This window comes from Lacicoccus alkaliphilus DSM 16010, from assembly GCF_900142805.1.
GTDB lineage: Bacteria > Bacillota > Bacilli > Staphylococcales > Salinicoccaceae > Lacicoccus > Lacicoccus alkaliphilus.
This window is the reverse complement of sequence record NZ_FRCF01000002.1, coordinates 557,300-579,368: the sequence shown is the minus strand read 5'-3', so window position 1 is coordinate 579,368 and position 22,069 is coordinate 557,300. Positions and strand designations below refer to the sequence as shown.

The 22,069-nt window shown below is 47.9% G+C and carries 25 protein-coding genes; 21 read left to right on the top strand and 4 right to left on the bottom strand.

Annotation, left to right across the window (positions count from 1 at the left end):
• Positions 1–2: 2 nt before the first annotated feature.
• Genes BUA12_RS03160 through hfq form a run of 3 tightly spaced genes read left to right on the top strand, consistent with a single transcriptional unit; the run spans position 3 to position 2,011 of the window.
• Complete coding sequence (locus BUA12_RS03160; protein ID WP_072708204.1) at positions 3–881, top strand: alpha/beta fold hydrolase; 879 nt, start codon at positions 3–5, stop codon at positions 879–881.
• The gene (gene miaA, locus BUA12_RS03155) at positions 868–1,800 is read left to right on the top strand and encodes a tRNA (adenosine(37)-N6)-dimethylallyltransferase MiaA (RefSeq protein WP_072708202.1); all 933 of its coding nucleotides are present in this window, start codon (positions 868–870) and stop codon (positions 1,798–1,800) included. The genes BUA12_RS03160 and miaA overlap by 14 nt, the downstream gene beginning before the upstream one ends.
• 16 nt (positions 1,801–1,816) lie before the next feature.
• Positions 1,817–2,011: an RNA chaperone Hfq gene (hfq, locus tag BUA12_RS03150; protein WP_072708200.1), complete on the top strand. Its 195-nt coding sequence runs from the start codon at positions 1,817–1,819 to the stop codon at positions 2,009–2,011.
• A 33-nt stretch (positions 2,012–2,044) separates the two neighbouring features.
• Here the strand turns inward: hfq and BUA12_RS03145 are convergent, their stop codons facing one another.
• Positions 2,045–2,530: a glutathione peroxidase gene (locus tag BUA12_RS03145; protein ID WP_084669869.1), complete on the bottom strand. Its 486-nt coding sequence runs from the start codon at positions 2,528–2,530 to the stop codon at positions 2,045–2,047.
• Between the two features lie 119 nt (positions 2,531–2,649).
• Here BUA12_RS03145 and hflX point away from each other — a divergent pair, with 119 nt between their 5' ends.
• The 3 genes from hflX to BUA12_RS03130 are packed head-to-tail and all read left to right on the top strand — an operon-like array spanning position 2,650 to position 6,562.
• Positions 2,650–3,900 (top strand): GTPase HflX, encoded by a 1,251-nt coding sequence (hflX, locus tag BUA12_RS03140; protein WP_072708199.1) that lies wholly within the window; start codon positions 2,650–2,652, stop codon positions 3,898–3,900.
• Positions 3,878–5,098, top strand: coding sequence for a methionine gamma-lyase family protein (locus BUA12_RS03135; RefSeq protein WP_072708197.1), 1,221 nt, complete (start codon positions 3,878–3,880; stop codon positions 5,096–5,098). The genes hflX and BUA12_RS03135 overlap by 23 nt, the downstream gene beginning before the upstream one ends.
• A 21-nt stretch (positions 5,099–5,119) precedes the next feature.
• A complete protein-coding gene (locus BUA12_RS03130; protein WP_072708195.1) occupies positions 5,120–6,562 on the top strand; it encodes a protein adenylyltransferase SelO in 1,443 nt (480 codons plus the stop codon).
• Positions 6,563–6,597: 35 nt separating this feature from the next.
• Here BUA12_RS03130 and BUA12_RS03125 read toward each other — a convergent pair whose 3' ends face one another.
• Positions 6,598–7,473 (bottom strand): ketopantoate reductase C-terminal domain-containing protein, encoded by an 876-nt coding sequence (locus tag BUA12_RS03125; RefSeq protein ID WP_072708194.1) that lies wholly within the window; start codon positions 7,471–7,473, stop codon positions 6,598–6,600.
• Between the two features lie 75 nt (positions 7,474–7,548).
• On the opposite strand from BUA12_RS03125, the gene panB reads away from it, so the two are divergent.
• The 3 genes from panB (at position 7,549) to BUA12_RS03110 (ending at position 10,267) form a co-directional block, all read left to right on the top strand.
• Positions 7,549–8,367 carry a 3-methyl-2-oxobutanoate hydroxymethyltransferase gene (gene panB, locus BUA12_RS03120; protein WP_072708192.1) on the top strand — a complete coding sequence of 273 codons (819 nt, stop codon included), beginning with the start codon at positions 7,549–7,551 and terminating at the stop codon, positions 8,365–8,367.
• The gene (panC, locus tag BUA12_RS03115) at positions 8,351–9,193 is read left to right on the top strand and encodes a pantoate--beta-alanine ligase (protein WP_072708190.1); all 843 of its coding nucleotides are present in this window, start codon (positions 8,351–8,353) and stop codon (positions 9,191–9,193) included. Before panB ends, panC begins: the two co-directional genes overlap by 17 nt.
• Positions 9,194–9,271: 78 nt before the next feature.
• A complete protein-coding gene (locus tag BUA12_RS03110) occupies positions 9,272–10,267 on the top strand; it encodes a CAP domain-containing protein (protein WP_072708189.1) in 996 nt (331 codons plus the stop codon).
• Between the two features lie 41 nt (positions 10,268–10,308).
• Here the strand turns inward: BUA12_RS03110 and lexA are convergent, their stop codons facing one another.
• Positions 10,309–10,923 carry a transcriptional repressor LexA gene (lexA, locus tag BUA12_RS03105; RefSeq protein WP_072708187.1) on the bottom strand — a complete coding sequence of 205 codons (615 nt, stop codon included), beginning with the start codon at positions 10,921–10,923 and terminating at the stop codon, positions 10,309–10,311.
• A 142-nt stretch (positions 10,924–11,065) separates the two neighbouring features.
• Between lexA and BUA12_RS03100 the strand changes: the two genes are divergently transcribed.
• From BUA12_RS03100 to BUA12_RS03060, 9 genes are all read left to right on the top strand, one after another.
• Positions 11,066–11,320 carry a hypothetical protein gene (locus BUA12_RS03100; RefSeq protein WP_072708185.1) on the top strand — a complete coding sequence of 85 codons (255 nt, stop codon included), beginning with the start codon at positions 11,066–11,068 and terminating at the stop codon, positions 11,318–11,320.
• A 69-nt stretch (positions 11,321–11,389) separates the two neighbouring features.
• Complete coding sequence (locus BUA12_RS03095; RefSeq protein ID WP_072708183.1) at positions 11,390–11,626, top strand: DUF896 domain-containing protein; 237 nt, start codon at positions 11,390–11,392, stop codon at positions 11,624–11,626.
• 15 nt (positions 11,627–11,641) lie between these two features.
• The gene (gene tkt / locus BUA12_RS03090; protein WP_072708181.1) at positions 11,642–13,627 is read left to right on the top strand and encodes a transketolase; all 1,986 of its coding nucleotides are present in this window, start codon (positions 11,642–11,644) and stop codon (positions 13,625–13,627) included.
• Positions 13,628–13,700: 73 nt separating this feature from the next.
• Complete coding sequence (locus BUA12_RS03085) at positions 13,701–13,946, top strand: YneF family protein (protein ID WP_072708179.1); 246 nt, start codon at positions 13,701–13,703, stop codon at positions 13,944–13,946.
• Positions 13,947–14,120: 174 nt separating this feature from the next.
• On the top strand, positions 14,121–15,812 hold the full coding sequence (locus BUA12_RS03080) for a glutathione ABC transporter substrate-binding protein (protein WP_072708177.1): 1,692 nt from the start codon (positions 14,121–14,123) through the stop codon (positions 15,810–15,812).
• A gap of 230 nt (positions 15,813–16,042) precedes the next feature.
• Complete coding sequence (locus BUA12_RS03075; protein ID WP_072708175.1) at positions 16,043–17,833, top strand: ABC transporter transmembrane domain-containing protein; 1,791 nt, start codon at positions 16,043–16,045, stop codon at positions 17,831–17,833.
• Positions 17,817–19,592 carry an ABC transporter ATP-binding protein gene (locus tag BUA12_RS03070; protein WP_072708173.1) on the top strand — a complete coding sequence of 592 codons (1,776 nt, stop codon included), beginning with the start codon at positions 17,817–17,819 and terminating at the stop codon, positions 19,590–19,592. The genes BUA12_RS03075 and BUA12_RS03070 overlap by 17 nt, the downstream gene beginning before the upstream one ends.
• A gap of 86 nt (positions 19,593–19,678) precedes the next feature.
• Positions 19,679–20,383 (top strand): cytochrome c biogenesis protein CcdA, encoded by a 705-nt coding sequence (locus BUA12_RS03065; RefSeq protein WP_072708171.1) that lies wholly within the window; start codon positions 19,679–19,681, stop codon positions 20,381–20,383.
• Between the two features lie 33 nt (positions 20,384–20,416).
• A complete protein-coding gene (locus BUA12_RS03060) occupies positions 20,417–20,884 on the top strand; it encodes a CcdC family protein (RefSeq protein WP_072708891.1) in 468 nt (155 codons plus the stop codon).
• Here BUA12_RS03060 and BUA12_RS03055 read toward each other — a convergent pair.
• A complete protein-coding gene (locus BUA12_RS03055; RefSeq protein ID WP_072708169.1) occupies positions 20,877–21,374 on the bottom strand; it encodes a DUF2621 family protein in 498 nt (165 codons plus the stop codon). The genes BUA12_RS03060 and BUA12_RS03055 overlap by 8 nt on opposite strands.
• Before the next feature lie 90 nt (positions 21,375–21,464).
• Between BUA12_RS03055 and BUA12_RS03050 the strand changes: the two genes are divergently transcribed.
• The 3 genes from BUA12_RS03050 to BUA12_RS13235 are packed head-to-tail and all read left to right on the top strand — an operon-like array spanning position 21,465 to position 22,033.
• Positions 21,465–21,665 carry a DUF1659 domain-containing protein gene (locus tag BUA12_RS03050; protein ID WP_072708166.1) on the top strand — a complete coding sequence of 67 codons (201 nt, stop codon included), beginning with the start codon at positions 21,465–21,467 and terminating at the stop codon, positions 21,663–21,665.
• 24 nt (positions 21,666–21,689) lie between these two features.
• On the top strand, positions 21,690–21,902 hold the full coding sequence (locus tag BUA12_RS03045; RefSeq protein ID WP_072708164.1) for a DUF2922 domain-containing protein: 213 nt from the start codon (positions 21,690–21,692) through the stop codon (positions 21,900–21,902).
• On the top strand, positions 21,899–22,033 hold the full coding sequence (locus BUA12_RS13235) for a YvrJ family protein (RefSeq protein ID WP_143146086.1): 135 nt from the start codon (positions 21,899–21,901) through the stop codon (positions 22,031–22,033). Before BUA12_RS03045 ends, BUA12_RS13235 begins: the two co-directional genes overlap by 4 nt.
• Positions 22,034–22,069 lie beyond the last annotated feature (36 nt).

Genomic DNA, 22,069 nt, shown 5'->3' with positions numbered 1-22,069 from the left:
GATTGATTTATTATGAGGAAGTTTACAATGGAGATTACAGGATTACAGCGAAACTGTTCAGGCCGGCAGCACCGGTGGTGGCGGTGCAGATACTTCATGGCATGGCGGAACATATGGGCAGGTATGACGAGTTTTGCACATGGCTGATGGCCAATGATATTTTAGTCATCATCCATGACCACAGGGGCCATGGAGCTGAAGCTGAAAATCCGGGTCATTTCGCAAGCTTCGATGACCTTACAGAAGATGCCCTGATGGTCAGGACACTCATACCCGAACATTTGAAGACCTTCATAACCGGTCACTCGATGGGGTCGATTGCAGCCCGGCGCCTCCTTGCCGAATCGGTATATGACGGGGGGATCATCATCGGCACCGGCAGTAAAAAAGGCTTATCAAACGCACTTTTATCACGGCTGATGAACGGGGCAAAGCATTTCATACCGGAAGTCAGGGGTGACTGTCTGACGAGGCTCGCCTTTTTCGGGTATGATGGCCATTTTCCTGAAAAGGCACATAACCGCTGGTTGTGCAGTGATATGGAAGTCGTCCGGGATTTCAACGCAGACCGGTTTTGCGGACATAATATGACCTTCAATGCACTGGCTGAAATAGTGAAGAATATAAGGGTTGTGGACGGTGCCGGGATCCTGGAGCGTTATCAGCCGGATATTCCGGTTTTACTGATCGGTGGAAAGGAAGACCCGTTTTCCGGTTTTGGAGAAGACGTCCGTGCACTGGGGAAGAAAATGGCCCGGCACACGGATTCCGTGACAGTTCAGTTATATGAAAAGAGCCGTCATGAAGTGCTGCATGAAAAAAACAGGGAACAAGTATATCAAAAACTTTTGGAATGGGTGATGTCACATGTCGACCAATGAAAAATTAATCGTGCTGATCGGTCCTACGGCAGTCGGTAAAACCGAACTGTCGCTTGACATAGCTGAAAATTTCGATCTGGATATCATCAGTGGTGATTCAATGCAGGTGTATCAGCATATGGATATTTTAACGGGTAAGATCAGACCGGAGGAAACGAGGGGTGTCGTCCACCATATGATTGACATTAAAAAAACCGGCGAGAGTTTTTCCGTTCATGATTTCAAACTCGAAGTTGATGATCTGATAGATACGTATCACGAAGATGAGAAAATCCCTTTCATCGTCGGTGGCACCGGCCATTATATACGCGCCCTCATATATGATTATGATTTCCATGATGAAGACGATGAAGATAAACGTGAATTGATGCAGAAGCTCGATAAATTGAGCACCACCATACTGTACGGCCGGCTGAAGGACATATCCGAAGACCTTGCCTCAGGCGTCCATCCGAATAACAGGCAGAGGATACTCAGGCAGCTCATCAAATTTGAACTGTCCGAGAGGATCAGCCAGCGGCCGGCCGCTAAGGACTCTGACTATCAACACACGCCTAAATATGATACATTTATAATAGGATTGGAACGTGAACGTTCCATATTATACGATAGGATCAACCGGAGAGTTGAAGAGATGTTTGAGATGGGGATTGCCGCTGAAGCCGAAAAATTATACTTGGAACACAATTTATCGACGACGGCCAAAGGCGCAATAGGGTATAAGGAATTCATCCCTTACTTCGAAGGCCATGCCTCTTTACAGGAAGTGAAGGAGACGATCAAGCAGAATACACGTCAATTTGCAAAGAGACAGCTGACATTCTTCAGAAACCAGCTGGAAGTCAACTGGTATGACATGGAGGATGAAATGAGCAAAGAGAGAATCTTCAATGATTTGACTCAATTTTTAAGATCATGAAAAGGGGCACGAGACTATGAACAACTTAAATCTTCAGGACGAATTTTTGAACGGCATCAAAGATGCGGATTTGGAAGTCACGGTGATTTTGCAGAATGGTTATCAGATGAAAGGCAAGATCAAGGATTTTGATAAATATGTGATAAAAGTGGAGTCCGGCGGCAAGAGTCATATGATCTACAAGCATGCGATCAGCACTTTTGTAAAATAATAAAACCCATCCAATTTTGGGTGGGTTTTATCTTTAGCCGCTGAGCAGCTGCTGGATTTCCTCTTCAAGCTGTGAAACGGGAACCCGGGGTGAGTGTCTGGAAACGACCCGTCCTTCACGGGAAATGATGAATTTCGTATAGTCCCATTTCACTTTATTGGTGAAAAGTGCAGACTTGCCTTCAGTGAGATACTGGAACAGCGGGTGGACATCCTCGCCGCTGACGTGGACGGTCTCCATGAGAGGGAAAGCCGGGACGTAAGTGCTTCTTTCTTTATTGCCGGCCAGAGGATTTGGAACAGGTATCCTCCTGTTGAAGTCATCGGAAGGAAAACCGAGTACATTGAAACCGACTTCCTTATATTTAAGGTACAAATGATCAAGATCAGCCAGCTGTTCCGTATACTCGGGCTCTGCCGGAAGATTGATGATCAGCACGACTTTTCCTTCATAGTCTTTCATGAAATGTTCCTGACCATCCGCACCTTTAAACTTCAAGTCATATATATGTGTTTTCACTTGAAGCGCCCCTTTCTGAATTAAAAACGATTATTCCATATATATAATAAGTACACTAAACACTATAGATTTAAACATTTATCCGAGACGAAATCAATTGTTGGAGGTGGCCCGATTTCATGGCAGAGAATCTTAAAGGCATCATCATCGCAGTCAATACGTTCGATGTAAAAGATATCCATTCTGAAGTGGAGGAGTTGAAGAGCCTGGCGATTTCGAGCGGCATTGAAGTGACAGGTTCATATATACAAAACAGGAATGCAATCGATCCGAAAAGCTATGTCGGCATCGGATTCCTGGAGTCGGTGGCAGAAGAGAACGGGGATGAGATGGACTATTGCATCATCAACGATGAAATCACGGCGAGCCAGAACCGGAAGATTGAATCTGTACTGGACACGAAAGTCATAGACCGGACCCAGGTCATCCTCGATATATTCAGTCTGAGGGCCCACAGTAAGGCCGGACAGCTGCAGGTTGAGCTGGCCCAGCTCGAATACCTGGTGCCACGGCTCAAAGGCCAAGGCATCAATTTATCCAGGCTGGGCGCCGGGATAGGTACAAGAGGCCCCGGTGAAACCAAGCTTGAGACGGACAGGCGCCATATCAACACACGCATCAAGGAAATCAAAAATCAGCTGCAGACGATCATCAACCACCGGGAGAGGTATCGGGAGCAGAGAAGAAAAAATCAGGCTGTCAAAGTATCGCTGATCGGTTATACGAATGCCGGCAAATCCACTCTGTTCAATATCATGGCGGACAGCGATGCGCTTGAGGAAGACAAGCTGTTCGCCACCCTCGACCCAAAGACGAGGCAGCTGACGACACCTGCCGGCTTCAACTGTATAGTGACTGACACCGTCGGGTTCATTCAAAACCTGCCGACCACTCTGGTGGAAAGCTTCAAGTCGACACTCGAAGAAGCCGGGGACAGTGATTTCATCATTCATGTCATCGATAACAATGCAGACGATATCATGGCGCATTATGATACTGTCAAAAAGTTGATGAAGGACCTCGATATGACGGATATTCCACAGATCATATATTTCAATAAGACCGATTTGAACCATTATGAAAATCTGGTCACTGATGAACATGCTGTGCATGTATCGAAAAATACAGCGCAGAACGAACTGAATCAGCACCTGGAAGATTTCATGAAGCAGCATTTTGAAAAGTATGAAGTCGAGTTGGCTGCGGAAAACTCACATTTATATTATTCTTTGAAGAACGCAACGATTGTTGAAGGTACGCGCACTGATGAAGAAACAGGTGCATTGAAAGTATACGGCTATTCACCGGAAGGTGGATGGATTGAAAGGATTGTAGGCAGTGACGACATTGGCAGTAAGAAATTTGATTGAAGCATCTCTGGAAGAGATCGAACCGATCATTAAAGAAAATAAAAAATTGGGATACAAAAATTTTTCAAAAGTGATGCAGGCTTTTCTCGACAATGAAGTGACCGATACGGATTTCTCAGGAACGACGGGATACGGCTACAATGACATCGGCCGTGACAAACTCGAGTATATCTACCGGGATGTCTTCAAGGCTGAAGATGCACTCGTCAGAAGCCAGATCATCTCAGGCACCCATGCAATCAGCCTGGTGCTCTTATCGCTGTTGAGGAAAGGTGATGAACTGCTTTATATCACGGGCACACCCTATGACACACTTGAAAAAGTGGTGGGGCGCAGCAAAGATGACATCGGCAGCCTTCATGAAGAAGGCGTGTCTTACGGGGAGGTGGATTTGAAGGACGGGACTTTCGATATTGAAGGGATAATGGACGCCATCAATGACAGGACGAAAGTGATAGGCATCCAGCGTTCCAGAGGCTATTCTTTGAGACGTTCGACGTCGATCGATGAAATTGAAACGGTCTGCCGTTCAATCAAGGAAAAGCATCCGGACCTCATCATATTTGTGGACAACTGTTACGGGGAGTTTGTTGAAGAGAAGGAACCGCTTGAGGCGGGTGCGGACATCATTGCCGGCAGCCTGATCAAGAATCCCGGCGGCGGGATCGCCAAGATGGGCGGCTATATTGCGGGGCGGACAGACCTCGTCGAGCGGGTGAGCTACCGGCTGACGGTGCCGGGCATCGGCAAGGAGATGGGGGCGAGCCTCAATGTACTGACTGATATGTTCCAGGGTTTTTATATGGCCCCGCATGCTGTCATGGAGAGTCTGAACGGCGCTGTTTTAACGAGCCATGTACTTGGCAGGCTCGGTATGGCAACCGATCCGCTTCCGGGGGATAAAAGGACGGACCTCATCCAGACGGTCAGCTTCAACAGCGAGGAAGAGATGATCAAATTCACACAGATGATCCAGAAGGCCAGTCCGGTCAATGCGAAATTCATGCCGGTCCCGGACCTCATTCCAGGTTATCAGAGCCCGGTCATCATGGCCGCTGGCACCTTTGTCCAGGGCGCTTCCCTCGAATTGAGTGCAGACGGCCCCATCAGAGCGCCATATACCGTTTTTGTACAAGGCGGATTGGTCATGGAACATGTCATCTATGCACTGCATATGGCTTTGGAAGAATTAATATGAATTTGGAATGGAGATGAGACAATGACGTTCGGTTTCAATTTTGAAACGACCTATAAGCAGTTGACACCGCACTTTTATACAGAAACAGAACCTGAAAAATCCAGCAGCCCTGAAATAGTATTGTTCAACACCGGGCTTGCTTTGAGCCTCGGATTGGAGGCATCGGCACTCCATTCACCCGAAGGTGCGGGGGTGCTGTCCGGTAACGCAATCGCTGGAGAGACACCGATTGCGATGGCATACGCCGGGCACCAGTTCGGAAACTTCACACAGCTTGGTGATGGCCGGGCAGTACTGCTCGGGGAGCATGTCTGCAATGATCAGAGATATGATATACAACTGAAAGGCTCCGGGCGGACGAAATACTCCCGGTCGGGGGACGGACGCGCCCCGCTCGGCCCCATGCTACGGGAGTATGTGATCAGTGAGGCGATGCATGCGCTCGGAATCCCTACGACGCGGAGCCTCGCAGTCACACTCACGGGTGATACCGTCATAAGGGAGACGACACAAAAAAGTGCCGTACTGACCAGAATCGCAAGCAGTCATTTAAGAGCGGGCACTTTCCAGTATGCGATCATTGAAAGTGAAGTTGCTGCAAAAGAGCTTGCCGATTATGCAATTGAACGTCATTATCCGGACTTTACGGAGAAAGAGAATAAATACGAGCTGTTTTTGGAAGCTGTCGTCCATGCTCAGAGCTATCTGATTGCGAAATGGCAATCGATCGGATTCATCCATGGTGTGATGAATACGGATAATATGGCAATCAGCGGTGAGACCATCGATTACGGACCATGTGCATTCATGGATTATTACGATCCAACAACGGTGTATAGTTCGATCGATGTCCAAGGCAGGTACCAATTCAGGAATCAGCCGGGCATCGCGCAGTGGAATCTGGCCAAGTTCGCTGAAACGCTACTGCCGCTGCTCCATGAAGAGCAGGAGAAGGCGATAGAAATCGCTCAGGAGAAGCTGGATAACTACAAGGATCTGTACCAGGCGTACTGGCTGGCGGACATGGTCAATAAAATAGGCATACCGGCGCCGGAAGAGAGCGATGTGGCGCTGGTCCTCGATCTGCTTGAAATATTGGAAGAAGAGGCGCTGGATTATACTTCCACATTCAGGGCGCTGTCACTCGGCAATATTGAAAGCATCAAAGTGGAAGATGAGGAAAAGCTTCGTGGGTGGCTTGTCAGATGGGAATCGGCGCTTCAGGAAAAAGACCAGACGATCGAAGATGCCCGCGTGCTGATGGTCAACACCAATCCCGCCGTGATCCCGCGCAACCATCTGGTGGAAGAGGCCTTATTCTACGCTGAGAAGACCGATGATCTTTCCAAAACCAAAAAACTGATAGAAGTGCTGCAGACACCATTCGATGATTCACACGATGAATACTATAAGCGACCGCCCGGTGAAGAAGAGATGATCCGGAACACTTTTTGCGGCACATAATATTGAAGACCGCATCTGCCTGGCAGATGCGGTCTTTAACTCTTTTCCCTGCCGATGGCATAGCCCTTCAACAAAGTATATATCACATCAAGCACGGGTGTATCGAGTTTTCCCTTATTATCATAGAAGTATTTCTGTATGAACGCATACTCCGTCACCGTTTCATTCATAACGTCATAATACATGCTTGTACCCATATGGTCCGGGTAGCTTTTGAACAGTTTGACCGATTCGTCGATGAAATCATCACTGATGACATGGGATCTGCGGTTGATGACAGCCTGCCCTTCCTTCAGCAGCCTGCGGGTGAGGGCCACCACGTCCGCATCCTGGAAGATCCGGGCGGTATTCTGGGAGAGGGCAGTCATGGTGTTGACACCGAGGTTGATGAGCAGCTTTTCATATCTCAGCTTTTCAAAATCATTCACTTTTAAGATTTCAAGGCGGATGTCTTCCTCTGCTTCAATCAGCTTTATAAGAGAATCAATGTATCGGTATTTTTCATTCTGGATGATCAATCTACTGTCCCTGAAATGCTCTATATGATCCTCTTTTTTCTGGCCGCTGATATAAACCACACTCGGCACGCCGTTTTCAAACCAGTGATCGTACCCCATGCCGTTCTGACACAGGACGACTTCTGTACCGTCATGTGACATTTCCGGAATGATTTCCCTCAAATATTTCAAGGCGGTGGCTTTTGCGGCAATGAAGATGATGTCATATACTTTGTTCCGTGCTTCATCTACCGGGTCTACAGGATATTCATATGTAGTGTATTCATCATTTTCATAAACTGTGAAGCTGGCGCTTCCCGTCCTGGAGTATAAATCGACATGAAGCGTCGTCACCTTCAATTCCCTTGCGATGATGCTGCCGACGGCGCCGATCCCTATGCAGGCAATTTTCATCACGGATACCTCCTATTAAAATAGTATAATGTGGTAAGATAATTATAACTTAAAGATCTCTCAGGAGGAAAATTAATGAAGTCGACAATGGATTTTATTGAGATGAAGAAAAATGATGAAAAAATCACGATGCTGACTGCATATGATTATCCGGGTGCACTTCAGGCTGAAGCTGCCGGTGTGGATATGATCCTGGTCGGGGACTCGCTCGGGATGACGGTGCTTGGCTACAATTCCACGGTTGAAGTGACGCTCGATGATATGATCCATCATACCAAAGCGGTGAGACGCGGTGCACCGGATACATATATCGTGGTGGATATGCCATTCGGGACTTACCATGTGAGCCATGAGGAGGCAGTTGGAAATGCCATCAGGCTGTATCAGGAGAGCGGGGCAAATGCAGTGAAGATCGAAGGTGCACACCTGCAGTACTTTGTGCATCGACTCGTCGATGCCGGCATCCCTGTGGTGGGGCATCTCGGCCTTACCCCCCAGTCGGTCGGCATCACCGGCTTCAAAATGCAGGCCTCTTCAAAAGAAGAGGCGGAAGAACTCATCGGGACACTTGAAGTGTTCCAATCACTTGGTGTGGTGATGACGGTGCTTGAAGCGATACCGGCCGATCTTGCAGAAAAAGCTGCCGGTGCGGTGGAAATGCCGCTGATCGGGATTGGTGCGGGTGTCGGCACGGACGGCCAGGTGCTTGTTTACCATGATGTGCTCAAATACGGCACAGGCAGACCGCCGAGATTTGTTAAACAGTATGGGGATTTTGACGGCATTGGCATCAAAGCCATAAAAGCATATGTTTCCGAAGTGAAAAGCAAATCATTTCCGGATGAACATACAACTTATAAAAAGAAGGTGTATGAGGATGAAGACGACAGGTAATATCAGTGAGATCAGGAAGTTCTTAAAGAGTGAGGATACCGGCAGTATTGCTCTCGTACCCACGATGGGTGCACTGCACAGTGGACATATGAAACTGGTGGAGGAAGCAGGGAAGCATGGTGATACCGTAGTGGTGAGCATCTTCGTCAATCCATTGCAGTTCGGACCGGATGAGGACTTCGACAATTATCCACGCGACCTTGAGCGTGACCTTGAAATATGCAGGGAAGCGGGTGTGGATTATGTTTTCCACCCCGCGACGGAAGAAATGTATCCGCGTGAACCTGAACTCGACATCTCACTGAAGAGCATGGCCGATGTGCTGGACGGCTTGAAGCGCCCTGGCCACTTCGAAGGGGTCGTTACAGTCGTCAATAAGCTTTTCAATGTCATCAGACCGGATTATGCGGCATTCGGTGAAAAAGACAGGCAGCAGCTGATGATCATCCAGCGGATGGTGGAGGACTTCAATCATGATGTGGAAATACTGCCTGTTAAAACTGAAAGGCATGCCAGCGGTCTTGCCAAAAGCAGCCGGAATACGAACTTGAGTGATCAGGAAGTATCCGAAGCCCCCCAAGTATACAAAGGCTTGAAATTGGGTCAAGAAATCATACATGATGGTGAAAAAGATGCAGGGGCCGTCATCCGGGGAATTAAAAATTACATTGATGCTCATACTTCGGGGAAGGTCGACGATCTTCAAATATTCAGTTATCCCGATCTGGATCCTGTCGATCGTATTGAAACGGATATCATTATATTCATAGCCCTCCAGTACGAAAGGGCAAGGTTGATAGATAATCTGCTCGTCGAAATTTCCTGAAGCAGTGCAGGTATAAGGTATGTTCCAAAGATAAGTTGATTTTCTCGATAAATTCTTAGCAGTGAGACGGGTGATGTCGTGTTTAAAAAACTGATATATCTGATGGTGATGACAATGTTCGTGTTCTTTATGCATCCGGCGGCCGCATCCTATGATATGAGGGAAGGGCTGCACCGGGATTATGCCACCGAATGGCTGAACATGTACATCCTGCCTAATTATGATACTTCTAAAATAGAGCAGGTCAACAGTACACAGTCATATTCTGTCGAATATGACATCGGCGACCCCTTCACTGCGGAAGCGGAAGATATTGCGGTGACGCTCGGCAGTGAATTTCAAGGTGATTTCAATATCATCAATAATGGGATATTTCATATGGTGCTGGTGAATGACGGGATGATCACCGGTCTATACACCAATAATGACGAAGTCACCGTCAATTCCATCAATATGGAGGGCATGGACCGGGCCAGCATCCATGATGTATATGGAACTCCCATCAGAACAGTGGATAAGGGCGCAAAACACCTGATTGTGGAGAATGATGAATACGATGTATTTAAAATAGATGATATATATGTCTACTTCTTTTACGATTTACACGAGGCGGATAAAGTGAACGGGCTGCTTGTTGCCAAGGCATCGGAAATGAAGGGCGGCAACGGCATGTATAATCACCCGTCAGTCATGGATAATGAAATGATGAACTATCATCTGATCAATGCAGCACGCCTTCGATACGGCGCCCGGCCTCTAGAATTGCATGGGGGCACCGGCGCTGCAGCAAGGAAGCACAGTGATGACATGGCGGAAAACATATATTTCTCCCATGACTCTCCAGATGGCGGTACTTTAAAAGACCGTATACTGGAAGAGGAATTCCGGTTCAGGCAGGCCGGTGAAAATATTGCGATGGGTCATACTTCTCCGATCTTTTCACACCATAGCCTGATGAATTCAAAAGAGCACCGCGTCAACACTTTGAACGACTCGTACACCCACGTGGGCATCGGGGTGGGATACAGTGCTGAAGAGATACCGTACTACACCGAAAATTATATAGAAAAGTAAAATCCGCCGGGCCCCGGCGGATTTTACTATTGGATGCTGCATCAGAATTCCCTGAAAAGACCGACGACTTTTCCAAGTACCGTGACACTGTCCAGGTAAATCGGATCCATCGTTTGATTTTCCGGCTGCAGACGGTAATAGCCTTTTTCTTTATAGAAGCGTTTGACCGTCGCCTCGTCATCTTCGGTCATCGCAACGATGATATCGCCGTTATGTGCGATGTTCTGTTTGCGGACGATGACCCGGTCGCCGTCAAAAATGCCGGCGTCCACCATACTGTCCCCCTCGACGTTGAGAAGGAAGATTTCACTGTTATGGTTGGCAGTGAAATGTTCGGGCAAAGGGAAGTACTCATCCACATTCTCAACTGCCGTAATAGGCAGCCCGGCAGTGACTTTACCCAGGACGGGAACCTGGATCACAGGAGTATGCGACTGGTTTTCCACCTGTACTATTTCAATCGCCCGCGGTTTGGTGGGGTCCCGTTTGATGTAACCTTTGTCTTCAAGCTTTGCCATATGGCCGTGTACCGTCGAGCTCGACTGCAGGCCAACGGCATTTCCGATTTCCCTGACACTCGGCGGATAACCTTTATCCTGTACTGTTCTCTTTATAAATTGAAAAATCTGTTTCTGTCTGTCGCTTAAATCTTTCATAACATTACCTCCGGCCCTTTATTTATAACAATGATACCATATATGGACAGGCGTTACAAACATTTGTTCGTAAAATGGTTGACCTAGAACGCTTGTTCTGATAATATTTGTATACAAACAAATGTTCGAGGAGGAAATGGTGATGTTCAACGAAGTGAAAGGTTTCGTCCTGTTATTCATGGCAGTGGTGATGGTGGGGACGATATACATCATGTTCAACGACGACGACAAGAACGCATATTCCGATGATTTATATACAAAAGAGGTACACAATGAAATCATGGCAGTCGAACAGCATACGAACACACCGGAGGATATCGATGGGCTCGTGGAAGAGAAGATGCTGACGGAAGAGGATTACGGGAGTGGATTGAAGACGGTCACCATGGTGGAGTAAATATTTAAGTATGAGAATGGTCTCATACTTTTTTTTGTGTTAAATTATATTAAGAAAGGGTTGAGGCTTATGCTCGAAAAACGCAAACTTGATCGCATAAATGAACTTGCGAGAAAGAAGAAGGAAGCTGTGCTGACTTCAGAAGAAGCGGCAGAGCAGAAAGAATTACGCCAGGAATATTTGAAGGCTTTCCGGCAGTCATTCAAATCCCAGGTCGAAAATACGAAAGTGATCGATCCGGAAGGAAGCGACGTCACTCCGGAAAAGTTGAAGACAATCCAGAGAGAGAAAAATATTAGAAAATAAGAGGAGATTTTAAACATGGCTTTTGATAAGACAGATCAGTTAGCGATCAACAGAATCCGTACACTTTCAATTGATGCAATTGAAAAAGCAAACTCAGGTCACCCGGGCCTGCCGATGGGTGCGGCGCCTATGGCATATACATTGTGGAGCAGGCATTTGAACTACAACCCGAATTCGATGTCATGGTTCGACCGTGACCGTTTCGTCCTGAGTGCGGGTCACGGGTCAATGCTGGTCTACAGCCTGCTTCATCTGGCCGGCGCACTGGAAATGGAAGAAATCAAGAATTTCAGGCAGTATGAATCCAAAACACCGGGGCATCCGGAGTTCAAACATACGGAAGGCGTTGAAATTACAACGGGTCCTCTCGGTCAGGGTTTTGCAATGAGCGTGGGCATGGCAATGGCGGAAAAGCACCTCGCTGCAAAATATAACACCGATGAATTCAAAGTGGTCGACCATTTCACTTATGTACTGGCAAGTGACGGTGATCTGATGGAGGGCGTCTCCCATGAGGCGGCTTCACTTGCAGGTCATTTAAATCTCGACAATCTCATCGTGCTATACGATTCCAATGATATTTCCCTGGACGGAGATCTGGATAAGAGTTTCTCTGAAGACATCAAAAAAAGATTTGAAGCTTACGGCTGGAATTACATTCTGGTCAAGGACGGCAACGATCTGGAAGAAATCGACCAGGCGATCACCGATGCCAAGGGGGCGGATCAGCCTTCGATGATCGAAGTCAAGACCGTCATCGGCTACGGTGCGCCGACAAAATCAGGTAAGAGTGATGCCCATGGTGCACCCCTCGGCCCGGATGAGCGCAAGGCAGCCTTCGAACACTACGGCCTCGATCCTGAAGAGAGCTTTGTGATCGAAGACGAAGTATACAAACGCTTCAATGAAACCCTGAATAAAAGGGGCAACGAAGCTCAGGATGAATGGATCAGACTCGTTGAAGAATACACCGGGGCCGAACCTGAAAAGGCGGCGGAATTCAAAGCGGCGATCAATGAGGAAGTGCCTGAAGATTATGGCGAAGAACTTCCGGAGTATGAAGCCGGCACCAAAAAAGCGACCCGCGGCACTTCCGGCGACATGATACAGGCACTTTCAAAATCCGTTCCTTCATTGTTCGGCGGTGCAGCCGACCTTGCAGGAAGCAATAAAACTTCCATCAGCGGTGAGGAAGACTTCAGCAAAGATAATTACGCCGGCAGGAACATATGGTTCGGCGTACGTGAATTTGCAATGGCGGCTGCATTGAACGGCATGTCTGCCCACGGCGGCATCAAACCTTACGGTGGCACGTTCTTTGTATTCAGTGACTATCTGAAACCTGCCATCCGTCTGAGCGCGCTGATGAAACTGCCTGTCACATATGTACTGACCCATGATTCCATCGCGGTCGGCGAAGACGGGCCGACGCATGAACCGGTCGAACAGCTGGCCGGGCTGCGGGCGATTCCGAATCTGAACACGATACGGCCGGCAGACGGCAATGAAACAAGAGCCGCTTGGAAAGTGGCGATCGAGTCGACCGACGCACCGACGGCGCTAGTGCTGACACGTCAGGATGTAGAAGTGACCGAGGCTGCGCAGGAGACGGTCGAAGAAGGTGTGAAGCGCGGCGGGTATATCATCTGTGATGAAGGCGATGATGCAATCGTCTTCGCTTCCGGCAGCGAGGTCCCCCTTGCCGTGAATGCTGCAAAACAGCTTAAGGAACAGGGTGTCAACATCAAAGTGGCTTCCATCCCGAACATGCAGGCCTTCATGAAACAGGATCAGGACTATAAAGACAGTGTACTGAACAAGGATATCAGTAACAGGACGGCGGTCGAAATGGCGGCGAGCTTCGGCTGGCACCAGTTCATCGGCATGGACGGCAAACTGATGACCATCGATACATTCGGTGCGAGTGCGCCAGGAAATATCGTCGTGGAGAAATACGGTTTTACAGTAGAACAGGTGATGAGAACCATTTTGGAAAAATAGTTTATTGAAAAACGGCTGTTTTTACGATAAACTATATAATGGTTTATGTACGGGAGAAAGAAGGTGAAGTCACTTGGCTACTTGGATTTGGATACTCATCGTTATTGCGGCACTTGTTGGGGGTTTGGCACTCGGATTCTTTCTTGCGAGAAAGTATATGATGGACTACCTGGAGAAAAACCCGCCGATCAATGAAGAAATGTTACGCATGATGATGATGCAAATGGGTCAAAAACCATCACAGAAGAAAATCAATCAGATGATGAGTATGATGAATAAAAATGCTGGCGCTCAAAAGAAAGAGCGTGCCAAAAAATAACGTGGGTATTTATCAGCCGCCGGTCTTAAATTAAGACCGGCGGTTTAATTTTGTACCCAAACTTGCATATTATAAATATGAAGTTATAATATTCGAACTTATCCGAAAATTATATTGCTAATGCAATTTATAATGTATATAATGACTTTACATATAAATTAGGGAGGGGAGACCATGGGAAAGTTCCAGTTGTCGTTGTTGTTTGTCTTCATGGCGGCAGTACTTGCCGCATGTGCGGATGATGGGGATGTCGAAGAGGGAGCGACCGATGATGAAGGTGGTGAGACTGCAGAAGAAACGAGTACGGAAGGCGATATCACCATCGGGATGATGGATGAAATGGTCACCCTCGATCTTCATGGCTCGAATGATTCAGCTTCATCACAGGTGAGGCGGAACATATATGAAACATTAGTATTCCAGACGGTGGATATGGAACTGGAACCCGGCCTGGCAACGGATTGGGAGCTGTCCGAAGATGGTGTTTTGAACCTGAAGTTGAGGGAAGGCACGACTTTCCATAATGGCTCCGACTTTACTGCTGAAGATGTCAAAGCGACGCTTGACCGTGTCCGTGACGAGGCGGTGGCCTCCCAGGTGGCATTCCTCTTTGAAATGATCGAAGAAGTTGAGATTGTAGGAGATCATGAAGTGAACCTGCATACAGCGTACCCTTTTGCACCGCTTCCAAGCCACCTCGCCCATACGACAGCGGGGATCATGAGCAAGGAACTGATCGATGAAGATTATCAGGCGGCACTTGATGAAGCAGGCATCGGGATGAGTGCGGATGAATATTATGAGCTGCGGGAAGAGGGCGGTTCAGAATATGCAAGGGTCGCCGACCGGATTTCAGAAGATCTCGGAAGCGTCCTCGGTTCAAATACGGATGGCACCAACCATCTGCAGTATGAATCACGTTCTGCCGGAGATTCTGTATCCCTGTCCAGATTCGAGGATTTCCAGGGCGGGGAGCGCAATTTTGAAAATGTGACATTCAGGGTGATTCCGGAAAATGGTGCCAGGATGGCAGAGCTCGAAACAGGCGGTATCGACATTGCGACTGACGTAGATTCCTCCAGCATCGACAGGGTGGCCTCGGGTGAAGGGACCGAACTGATTGAGCAGGAATCCGTCCGTATGAGCTACCTGGGTTTCAATACACAGAAGGAACCGTTCGATGATGTGAAAGTGCGTCAGGCGATTTCCTATGCAATAGACCGTGACGCCATCATATCCGGAGTCTATGACAATATGGGGATAGCGGCGGAAGGACCGCTTGCACCGGATGTCTGGGGTCATAACAGTGATCTCGACAGTGCCGAATATGACCTGGATCAAGCCCGGGAGTTGCTTTCTGAAACGGAAGTTTCAGGCGGTTTCAGTACGACGATCTGGGTGGATAACGACCCCCAGATCGTCGATACGGCGGTCTTCATCCAGGAGAGCCTCTCGAGGCTCGGCATTACGGTCACCATCGAGCAGTATGAGTGGGGGGCATACCTTGAAACACTGGCAGACGGTGAGCATGATATGTTCATCCTTGGCTGGACGACAGTCACAGCAGATGCCGACTACGGACTTTATGCCCTCTACCATCAGGATAACATGGGGGCACCCGGCAACCGCTCGTTTTATGAAAACCAGGAACTGAGCGACCTGCTTGATGCAGGGCGTGAAGAAGCAGATGAAGATAGGCGGTATGACATTTACCAGGAGGCCCAGGCTATTCTTGCAGAGGAAGTGCCGACGGCATTTCTGTTCCATACGAATTTTGCAATCGGTGTGAACTCGCAGACCGTCAGCGGAATTGAACTTGATCCGACAGCAGGAGTGAGACTCGACGGTGCATCATTTGTCGAGTGATGAAAAAAGGAACTGGGACATTAATATTTCACGAAAAAAATAATCCGTACGTCAGTTTTCCCCCTGGGAGTCTAACGTACGGATTTTGTCTATTCTGTGTGAAATACTATATCTTTTGAGGACTTATGGCCCATCCCCTTTTCAAATTCAATATAGCTGGATAACTATTTCAAAATCCGAAATATATGGTAAAATTTTAAAAGGAGAGAGTGACAGGGGAGGAAATGTGAATGAAGGTTTTTAAGGATCTTGGCTGGTTCTTCAGACAGGAGAAAAACAGTTACATATACGGCATCATCATGCTGATACTTGTCGCCTTGATGGAGCTGGTGCCGCCGCAGATCATAGGCAGGGTGATCGATGGCATCACGATGGAGACGCTGACCCCGACGGGTCTGTCGGTCTTTATCGGTGTGCTGCTTGCAGCAGCGATATTCACATACATATTCAGATATTACTGGCGCATCCTCATATTTGGTGCGAGCCACAGGCTCGGCAGAATATTGAGGGAGAGGATGTACAATAAGTTCTCATATATGAGTCCCTACTTTTACCAGCAGCGGCGGACAGGGGATTTGATGGCGCATGCAACCAATGATATCCGTGCCGTCCAGATGACCGCCGGTGCAGGGATTCTGACGATTGCGGACTCCATCATCACCGGCGGTGCAGTGCTGGTCACGATGGCAATCACCGTCAGCCCGCAGCTGACTTTGATCGCCATGATACCTCTGCCTTTCATGGTGGTGTTGACGAGTTATTACGGCAGGCTGCTCAACAGGGGCTTCCGAAAAGCGCAGGCGGCCTTCAGCCAACTGAATGATAAAAGTCAGGAAAGCATTGCAGGCATCAAAGTCACAAAAACTTTCGGCTACGAAGAAAGTGACCAGGAAGATTTCAAAGCACTGAGTGATGAAGTGGTTGATAAGAACTTGAAAGTATCGAAAGTGGACGCATTATTCGATCCGACGATCATGCTTGTCATCGGGACAAGCTATTTCCTGGCAATCGTTTTCGGGGCACAAATGGTGCTGTCCAATGAAATCACACTCGGCCAGCTGATCACCTTCACCACATATCTCGGCATGATGGTCTGGCCGCTCCTTGCCCTGGGGTGGTTCTTCAACCTGGTCCAGCGCGGCCGTGCCTCATATGAAAGAATAGAGGAGATCATGAATACAGAAAACGATATCGGACAGGAGCATCTGATTGAAGATGCACCGGCCGGCGATATAGAATTCAACATCGGAGCGTTCAACTTCCCGGGGAACGGAGAAGTCTCGCTCAGGGACATCAGTTTCGAAATCAGGAAAGGCCAGACCATTGGCATCGTGGGACGTACAGGAGCGGGAAAGAGTGCACTGATCAAATTGCTGCTGCGTGAGTTCGACACGAACAACCCGGAGGACATCACATACGGGAATGTAGCACTCAGGGACTACAACATCACGAATCTGCGTGCCCAATTCGGATATGTCCCGCAGGATCATTTTCTGTTTTCGACGACCATAAGGGAAAACATCGCATTTGCCGATCCGGAACTTGACGATGAAACAATCCACGAAGCAAGCCGGCTCGCCAATATTCATGAGGATATCACCGGCTTTCCTGAAGGATACTCAACGGTCGTCGGTGAGCGGGGTGTGTCACTGTCCGGCGGCCAGAAACAGCGCATATCCATCGCAAGGGCACTGATCAAGAACCCTGAAGTATTGATACTTGATGATTCCCTCTCAGCGGTGGATGCCCAGACCGAAGTCACCATCCTTGAAAATATTTCAAGGGTTAGGCAGGGGAAGACGAACATCATCACCGCGCACAGGATGAGTGCAGTTTCAAAAGCGGATCTGATCATCGTCATGGATGCGGGGACCGTGGTGGAACGTGGCACCCACAGGGAGCTCCTGGAACAAGGTGGATGGTACCATGACACCTACAGGCAGCAGGCGCTGAGGCAAAGCCTGACAGCAGAACTGGATGATCTTGTGAAAGGGGATGAGGACGATGAATCACATCAATGATACGGTTCACCTGACTGCCCGAGACCAGTTCAAAGTGCTCATGCGGTTGATCTCATACACCTACCCTTACAAATGGACCATCATTCTCGCTTTCATCATGCTGATCTTCTCAACGGTTGCAGGTATGATCATCCCTTATCTGGTCATGGTCTTCATAGATGAATATCTGACACCGGCGGTGTTTCCCGAAACTGAAATCACCATGCTCATCACCATCTTCATCATCGTGCAGATCGTGGGGGCGCTGACAACGTATATGAACATATACCTGTTCCAGTATCTTGCCTTCAAAGTCATCCAGCAGCTCAGAATCGATGCATTCAACAAGATCGGCCGGCTCGGCATGAGATACTTCGATAAAGTGGCGGGCGGCAGCATCGTCTCAAGACTGACCAATGATACAGAAGCGATCGTCGAGATGTTCATCGGAGTATTTGCAACATTCCTGATGGCATTCTTCATGATGGCATCGAGCTATGTAATGATGTTCGTGCTCGATGTCAGGCTTGCGTTCATCGCACTCATATTCATGCCGTTGATACTGATCATCATGCTGATCTACCGTAAATTTTCTGCAGTGTTCTTTTCTTATACAAGACAGCTGCTGGCAGATTTGAACTCGAAACTTGCAGAGTCCATTGAAGGGATGAAGATCATCCAGGTCTTCAACCAGCAGAACCGTCTGCAGGACGAATTCAACCGGATCAACGAAGAGCATTATGATTATACGATGAAAACCGTTCGCCTGGACGGCCTTTTACTGAGGCCGGCAATCAGTATGATCCAGATCCTCGCGATTGCAGTCATCCTGGGTTATTTCGGTCTGCTCAGCTTTGAATCTTCAATCACAGCAGGATTGATATTTGCATTCATCCAGTATATCGAGCGTTTCTTTGAACCGATCAACCAGGTCAGTCAGAATCTGAGTATTTTCCAGCAGGCACTTGTTTCTGCAAGCCGTGTCTTCACACTGATAGATGACGATACACTTGAACCGGGCCAGGACGCGCAGCAGGAACATAAGATCATCGACGGCCGCATCGACTTTGAAAATATCACTTTCAGTTATGACGGCAAAAACGAGGTGCTGAAAGACATCAGTTTCACGGCCATGCCCGGGGAGACCGTGGCGCTTGTCGGCCACACGGGTTCCGGCAAAAGTTCAATCATCAACCTGTTCATGAGATTTTATGAATTCAATGAGGGCAATATCCTGGTGGATGGCCATTCCATCAAGACGTTGCCGAAGTCGGAGCTGAAAAGTCATATCGGCCTGGTGCTTCAGGACCCATTCCTCTTTTATGGCACGATCGAGTCGAATATCAGTCTTTATCATCCAACGATGACATTTGAGGCTGTGAAATCAGCTGCCGAGTTTGTGGGTGCGGACAAGTTCATCGAGGCACTCCCCGGCGGTTATCATCACGAGGTTCTTGAAAAGGGGAGCACGCTCTCAAGCGGCGAGCGGCAGCTGCTTGCATTTGCAAGGACGATGGCAGTCGAACCGAAGATATTGATACTGGATGAGGCGACGGCGAACATCGATTCGGAGACGGAGGAAGAAATCCAGAAGTCGCTTCACCTCATGAGGAAAGGCCGGACGACGCTCGCAATTGCACACAGGCTGTCCACCATACAGGATGCAGACCAGATACTCGTCCTCAATAAAGGGGAAATCGTTGAACGCGGGACACATGATGCACTCATCAGTCTGAAGGGCATCTATCATAAGATGTATCTGTTGCAGAACGGACAGTGAATTTTCAAATGTCATAATTTCTTCTAAATAAAGCCCCCTGTTCAATTGTATGTCTGTTAGAATACAGTTGAATAGGGGGTATATTTGTGGGTAGTGAAGTCACTTTTTTATTGGCATTTGGAGCAGGCGTGCTCAGCTTTGTTTCGCCATGTGTACTGCCGGTCTTTCCGGCCTTCGTTTCATACATAACAGGGATGAGTTATAACGAAGTTGAAAAACAAAAATTCAATGCCCGTGCAATTTTCCATACATTATTCTTCCTGATAGGCTTCAGTCTGATATACATTGCGCTGGGCTTCGGCACCTCCTTCTTCGGCGGCGTATTCATAGAACACGGCAACCTGATCAGGCAGATCGGTGCAATCCTTATTATTGTATTCGGCCTCATCATCACCGGAGTGCTGCGGTTTGATTTTCTCATGAAAGACAGGAAAGTCAATTTCAAGAACAGGCCGGCCGGATTTTTTGGATCCATATTGATCGGTATGGCTTTTGCAGCAGGCTGGACACCATGTAACGGCCCGATCATCGGTGCGATTTTTGCGATGAGTGCCACTGAACCGAACAATGCGCTGATGCTGATGGTGGTCTATTGTCTGGGATTCGGTGTACCGTTCTTCATCCTGAGTTTCTTCGTATCGAAGACACGCTGGATGCTCAAATATTCCAATGCCATCATGAAGGGCGGCGGAATCGTCATGATCTTGATGGGTATACTTTTGTACTTTGACGGACTGACGCAGATAATAATCTGGCTCCAGCCTTTCTTTGGGGATTTTCAGGGATTTTAAGAGGGTGGTCAAATGTCTGATATAGATTTGGAAATGTTGTTGTTCACACTTGCTTCCATCATGGCGGTCTTCATGGGCATCGGAGTGATCTTTGTGCGCCAGAAGGCATCGGCACGGCCGCTCAGCCTAAAAAAAATCCTCATACCACCTGTAATGATGTCGACGGGTGCCCTGATGTATGTATTTCCCTACTTCCGGTTATCGGTTGTAGAGATATTGGAAGCACTCGTCATCGGTCTGATATTTTCTTTGCTTCTGGTGTTCACCACACGATATGAGGAAAAAGATGAAGAACTATATGTAAAACCATCCAAATGGTTCATCGGCATATTATTTGCATTGCTGATATTGAGGATAGGATTGAAATCCATACTGTCCATATCCATTACGCCTGGTGAAATCGGGGGGATGTTCTTCCTTCTGGCCTTCATCATGATTGTGGTATGGCGTTCATCCATGCTCATCAAATACAGGAATTTTAAAAAGCAGCGGGCTATTTAGCCAGCTGCTTTACTCTTTCCGTCTGTTCGAATATTGAAAACTTCTCTTTTTCATCATCTGCATATTGGAAGAGTTCCTCATACGGGGAATAGTCTATCCCCAGCTGCTCCAGTTTTTTCTTCATGAACCGGTGATCCTTTTTCGGTGTCGCTATGATGTAACCTTTCATGATCTGATCGAGTTCGATCTCTTCCACACCTTCATCCAGCGCAATCTTTGATATCCTCCCGGCGATCCTCTCTTTGGCGACCTGCCTGAACAGTTCCGGCACGGGGCTCACGAGTTCATTCAAAAGAGCTTTCGTATCGTCGTTCCAGAGCGGCAGCGCCTTTTCTATATAATAATCCTGCCAGTCGAGTTCGCTGTAACCGTCTTCCTTCGGCATCCTTCTTAAAAATTTCCTGAACATGAAAAATCCGCCTATAAAAAACAAGCCGACCATTATGAACATCCACAGGGTAATCCCCCACATGAACAACGTATCAGTCATACCCTTCACCTCACCATCATTATATTGGTAAAAATGAAATATGTCCATATACGGATTTGTGACGATATATAGGACGAGGAGGTGAAGCACATGCATAAAAGTACAAGCGCAAGGTTCTATTATCTGGCTACGGATGGAGAGGGCAGGGAGTCACTGCGTTACCGCACAGTACCGAATATAGATATCGGGGCGGACAATGACGCAATCAACCAGGTCAAGGAAGTTTTTGAAGCACTGACGCACGATGTCTACGCCATCGTCGAGAAAGAAGAAACATACGTGATCGGCTAAATCTGATGAAGGAAGGGTTTTAATATGGAGAAAAGACTGGTTGTCGTATTCAACACGGATGCCAACAGACGTTTTACGATGAATTTCCGCAATCCGGATGAAGGATTGACAGAAACGGAACTGCTTGAGGCTGCTGATAAACTCATCGCCTCCAATGCGCTCGACCCGACACAGGGGAAGCCGGTCAATGTCGAGTCCGCCAAAGTCGTCAGCACTGAAACACAAATCATCATCTGATGGACTGGATTCCTCTGGTGAGCGATGTCGGTTTCCCGGTAGTGATTACATTTTTCCTTCTGCACAGGATGGAAAGGAAACTTGATGACCTGATCATCACTATCCGACAGCTCCAAAATGTAACGCCCTGATTTTTATTGGGGCGTTTTTTTAGTATAATTGATTTT

Excerpts from the sequence above, each read along its gene's own strand:
- BUA12_RS03125 (WP_072708194.1), bottom strand. The coding sequence starts at position 7,473 with ATGAAAATTGCCTGCATAGGGATCGGCGCCGTCGGCAGCATCATCGCA.
- BUA12_RS03050 (WP_072708166.1), top strand. The coding sequence starts at position 21,465 with ATGCATAAAAGTACAAGCGCAAGGTTCTATTATCTGGCTACGGATGGA.
- BUA12_RS03060 (WP_072708891.1), top strand. The coding sequence starts at position 20,417 with ATGTTGTTGTTCACACTTGCTTCCATCATGGCGGTCTTCATGGGCATC.
- BUA12_RS03075 (WP_072708175.1), top strand. The coding sequence starts at position 16,043 with ATGAAGGTTTTTAAGGATCTTGGCTGGTTCTTCAGACAGGAGAAAAAC.
- BUA12_RS03055 (WP_072708169.1), bottom strand. The coding sequence starts at position 21,374 with ATGACTGATACGTTGTTCATGTGGGGGATTACCCTGTGGATGTTCATA.
- hflX (WP_072708199.1), top strand. The coding sequence starts at position 2,650 with ATGGCAGAGAATCTTAAAGGCATCATCATCGCAGTCAATACGTTCGAT.
- BUA12_RS03070 (WP_072708173.1), top strand. The coding sequence starts at position 17,817 with ATGAATCACATCAATGATACGGTTCACCTGACTGCCCGAGACCAGTTC.
- panC (WP_072708190.1), top strand. The coding sequence starts at position 8,351 with ATGAAGACGACAGGTAATATCAGTGAGATCAGGAAGTTCTTAAAGAGT.
- BUA12_RS03045 (WP_072708164.1), top strand. The coding sequence starts at position 21,690 with ATGGAGAAAAGACTGGTTGTCGTATTCAACACGGATGCCAACAGACGT.
- BUA12_RS03130 (WP_072708195.1), top strand. The coding sequence starts at position 5,120 with ATGACGTTCGGTTTCAATTTTGAAACGACCTATAAGCAGTTGACACCG.
- BUA12_RS03100 (WP_072708185.1), top strand. The coding sequence starts at position 11,066 with ATGTTCAACGAAGTGAAAGGTTTCGTCCTGTTATTCATGGCAGTGGTG.
- miaA (WP_072708202.1), top strand. The coding sequence starts at position 868 with ATGTCGACCAATGAAAAATTAATCGTGCTGATCGGTCCTACGGCAGTC.
- hfq (WP_072708200.1), top strand. The coding sequence starts at position 1,817 with ATGAACAACTTAAATCTTCAGGACGAATTTTTGAACGGCATCAAAGAT.
- tkt (WP_072708181.1), top strand. The coding sequence starts at position 11,642 with ATGGCTTTTGATAAGACAGATCAGTTAGCGATCAACAGAATCCGTACA.
- panB (WP_072708192.1), top strand. The coding sequence starts at position 7,549 with ATGAAGTCGACAATGGATTTTATTGAGATGAAGAAAAATGATGAAAAA.
- lexA (WP_072708187.1), bottom strand. The coding sequence starts at position 10,923 with ATGAAAGATTTAAGCGACAGACAGAAACAGATTTTTCAATTTATAAAG.
- BUA12_RS03080 (WP_072708177.1), top strand. The coding sequence starts at position 14,121 with ATGGGAAAGTTCCAGTTGTCGTTGTTGTTTGTCTTCATGGCGGCAGTA.
- BUA12_RS03095 (WP_072708183.1), top strand. The coding sequence starts at position 11,390 with ATGCTCGAAAAACGCAAACTTGATCGCATAAATGAACTTGCGAGAAAG.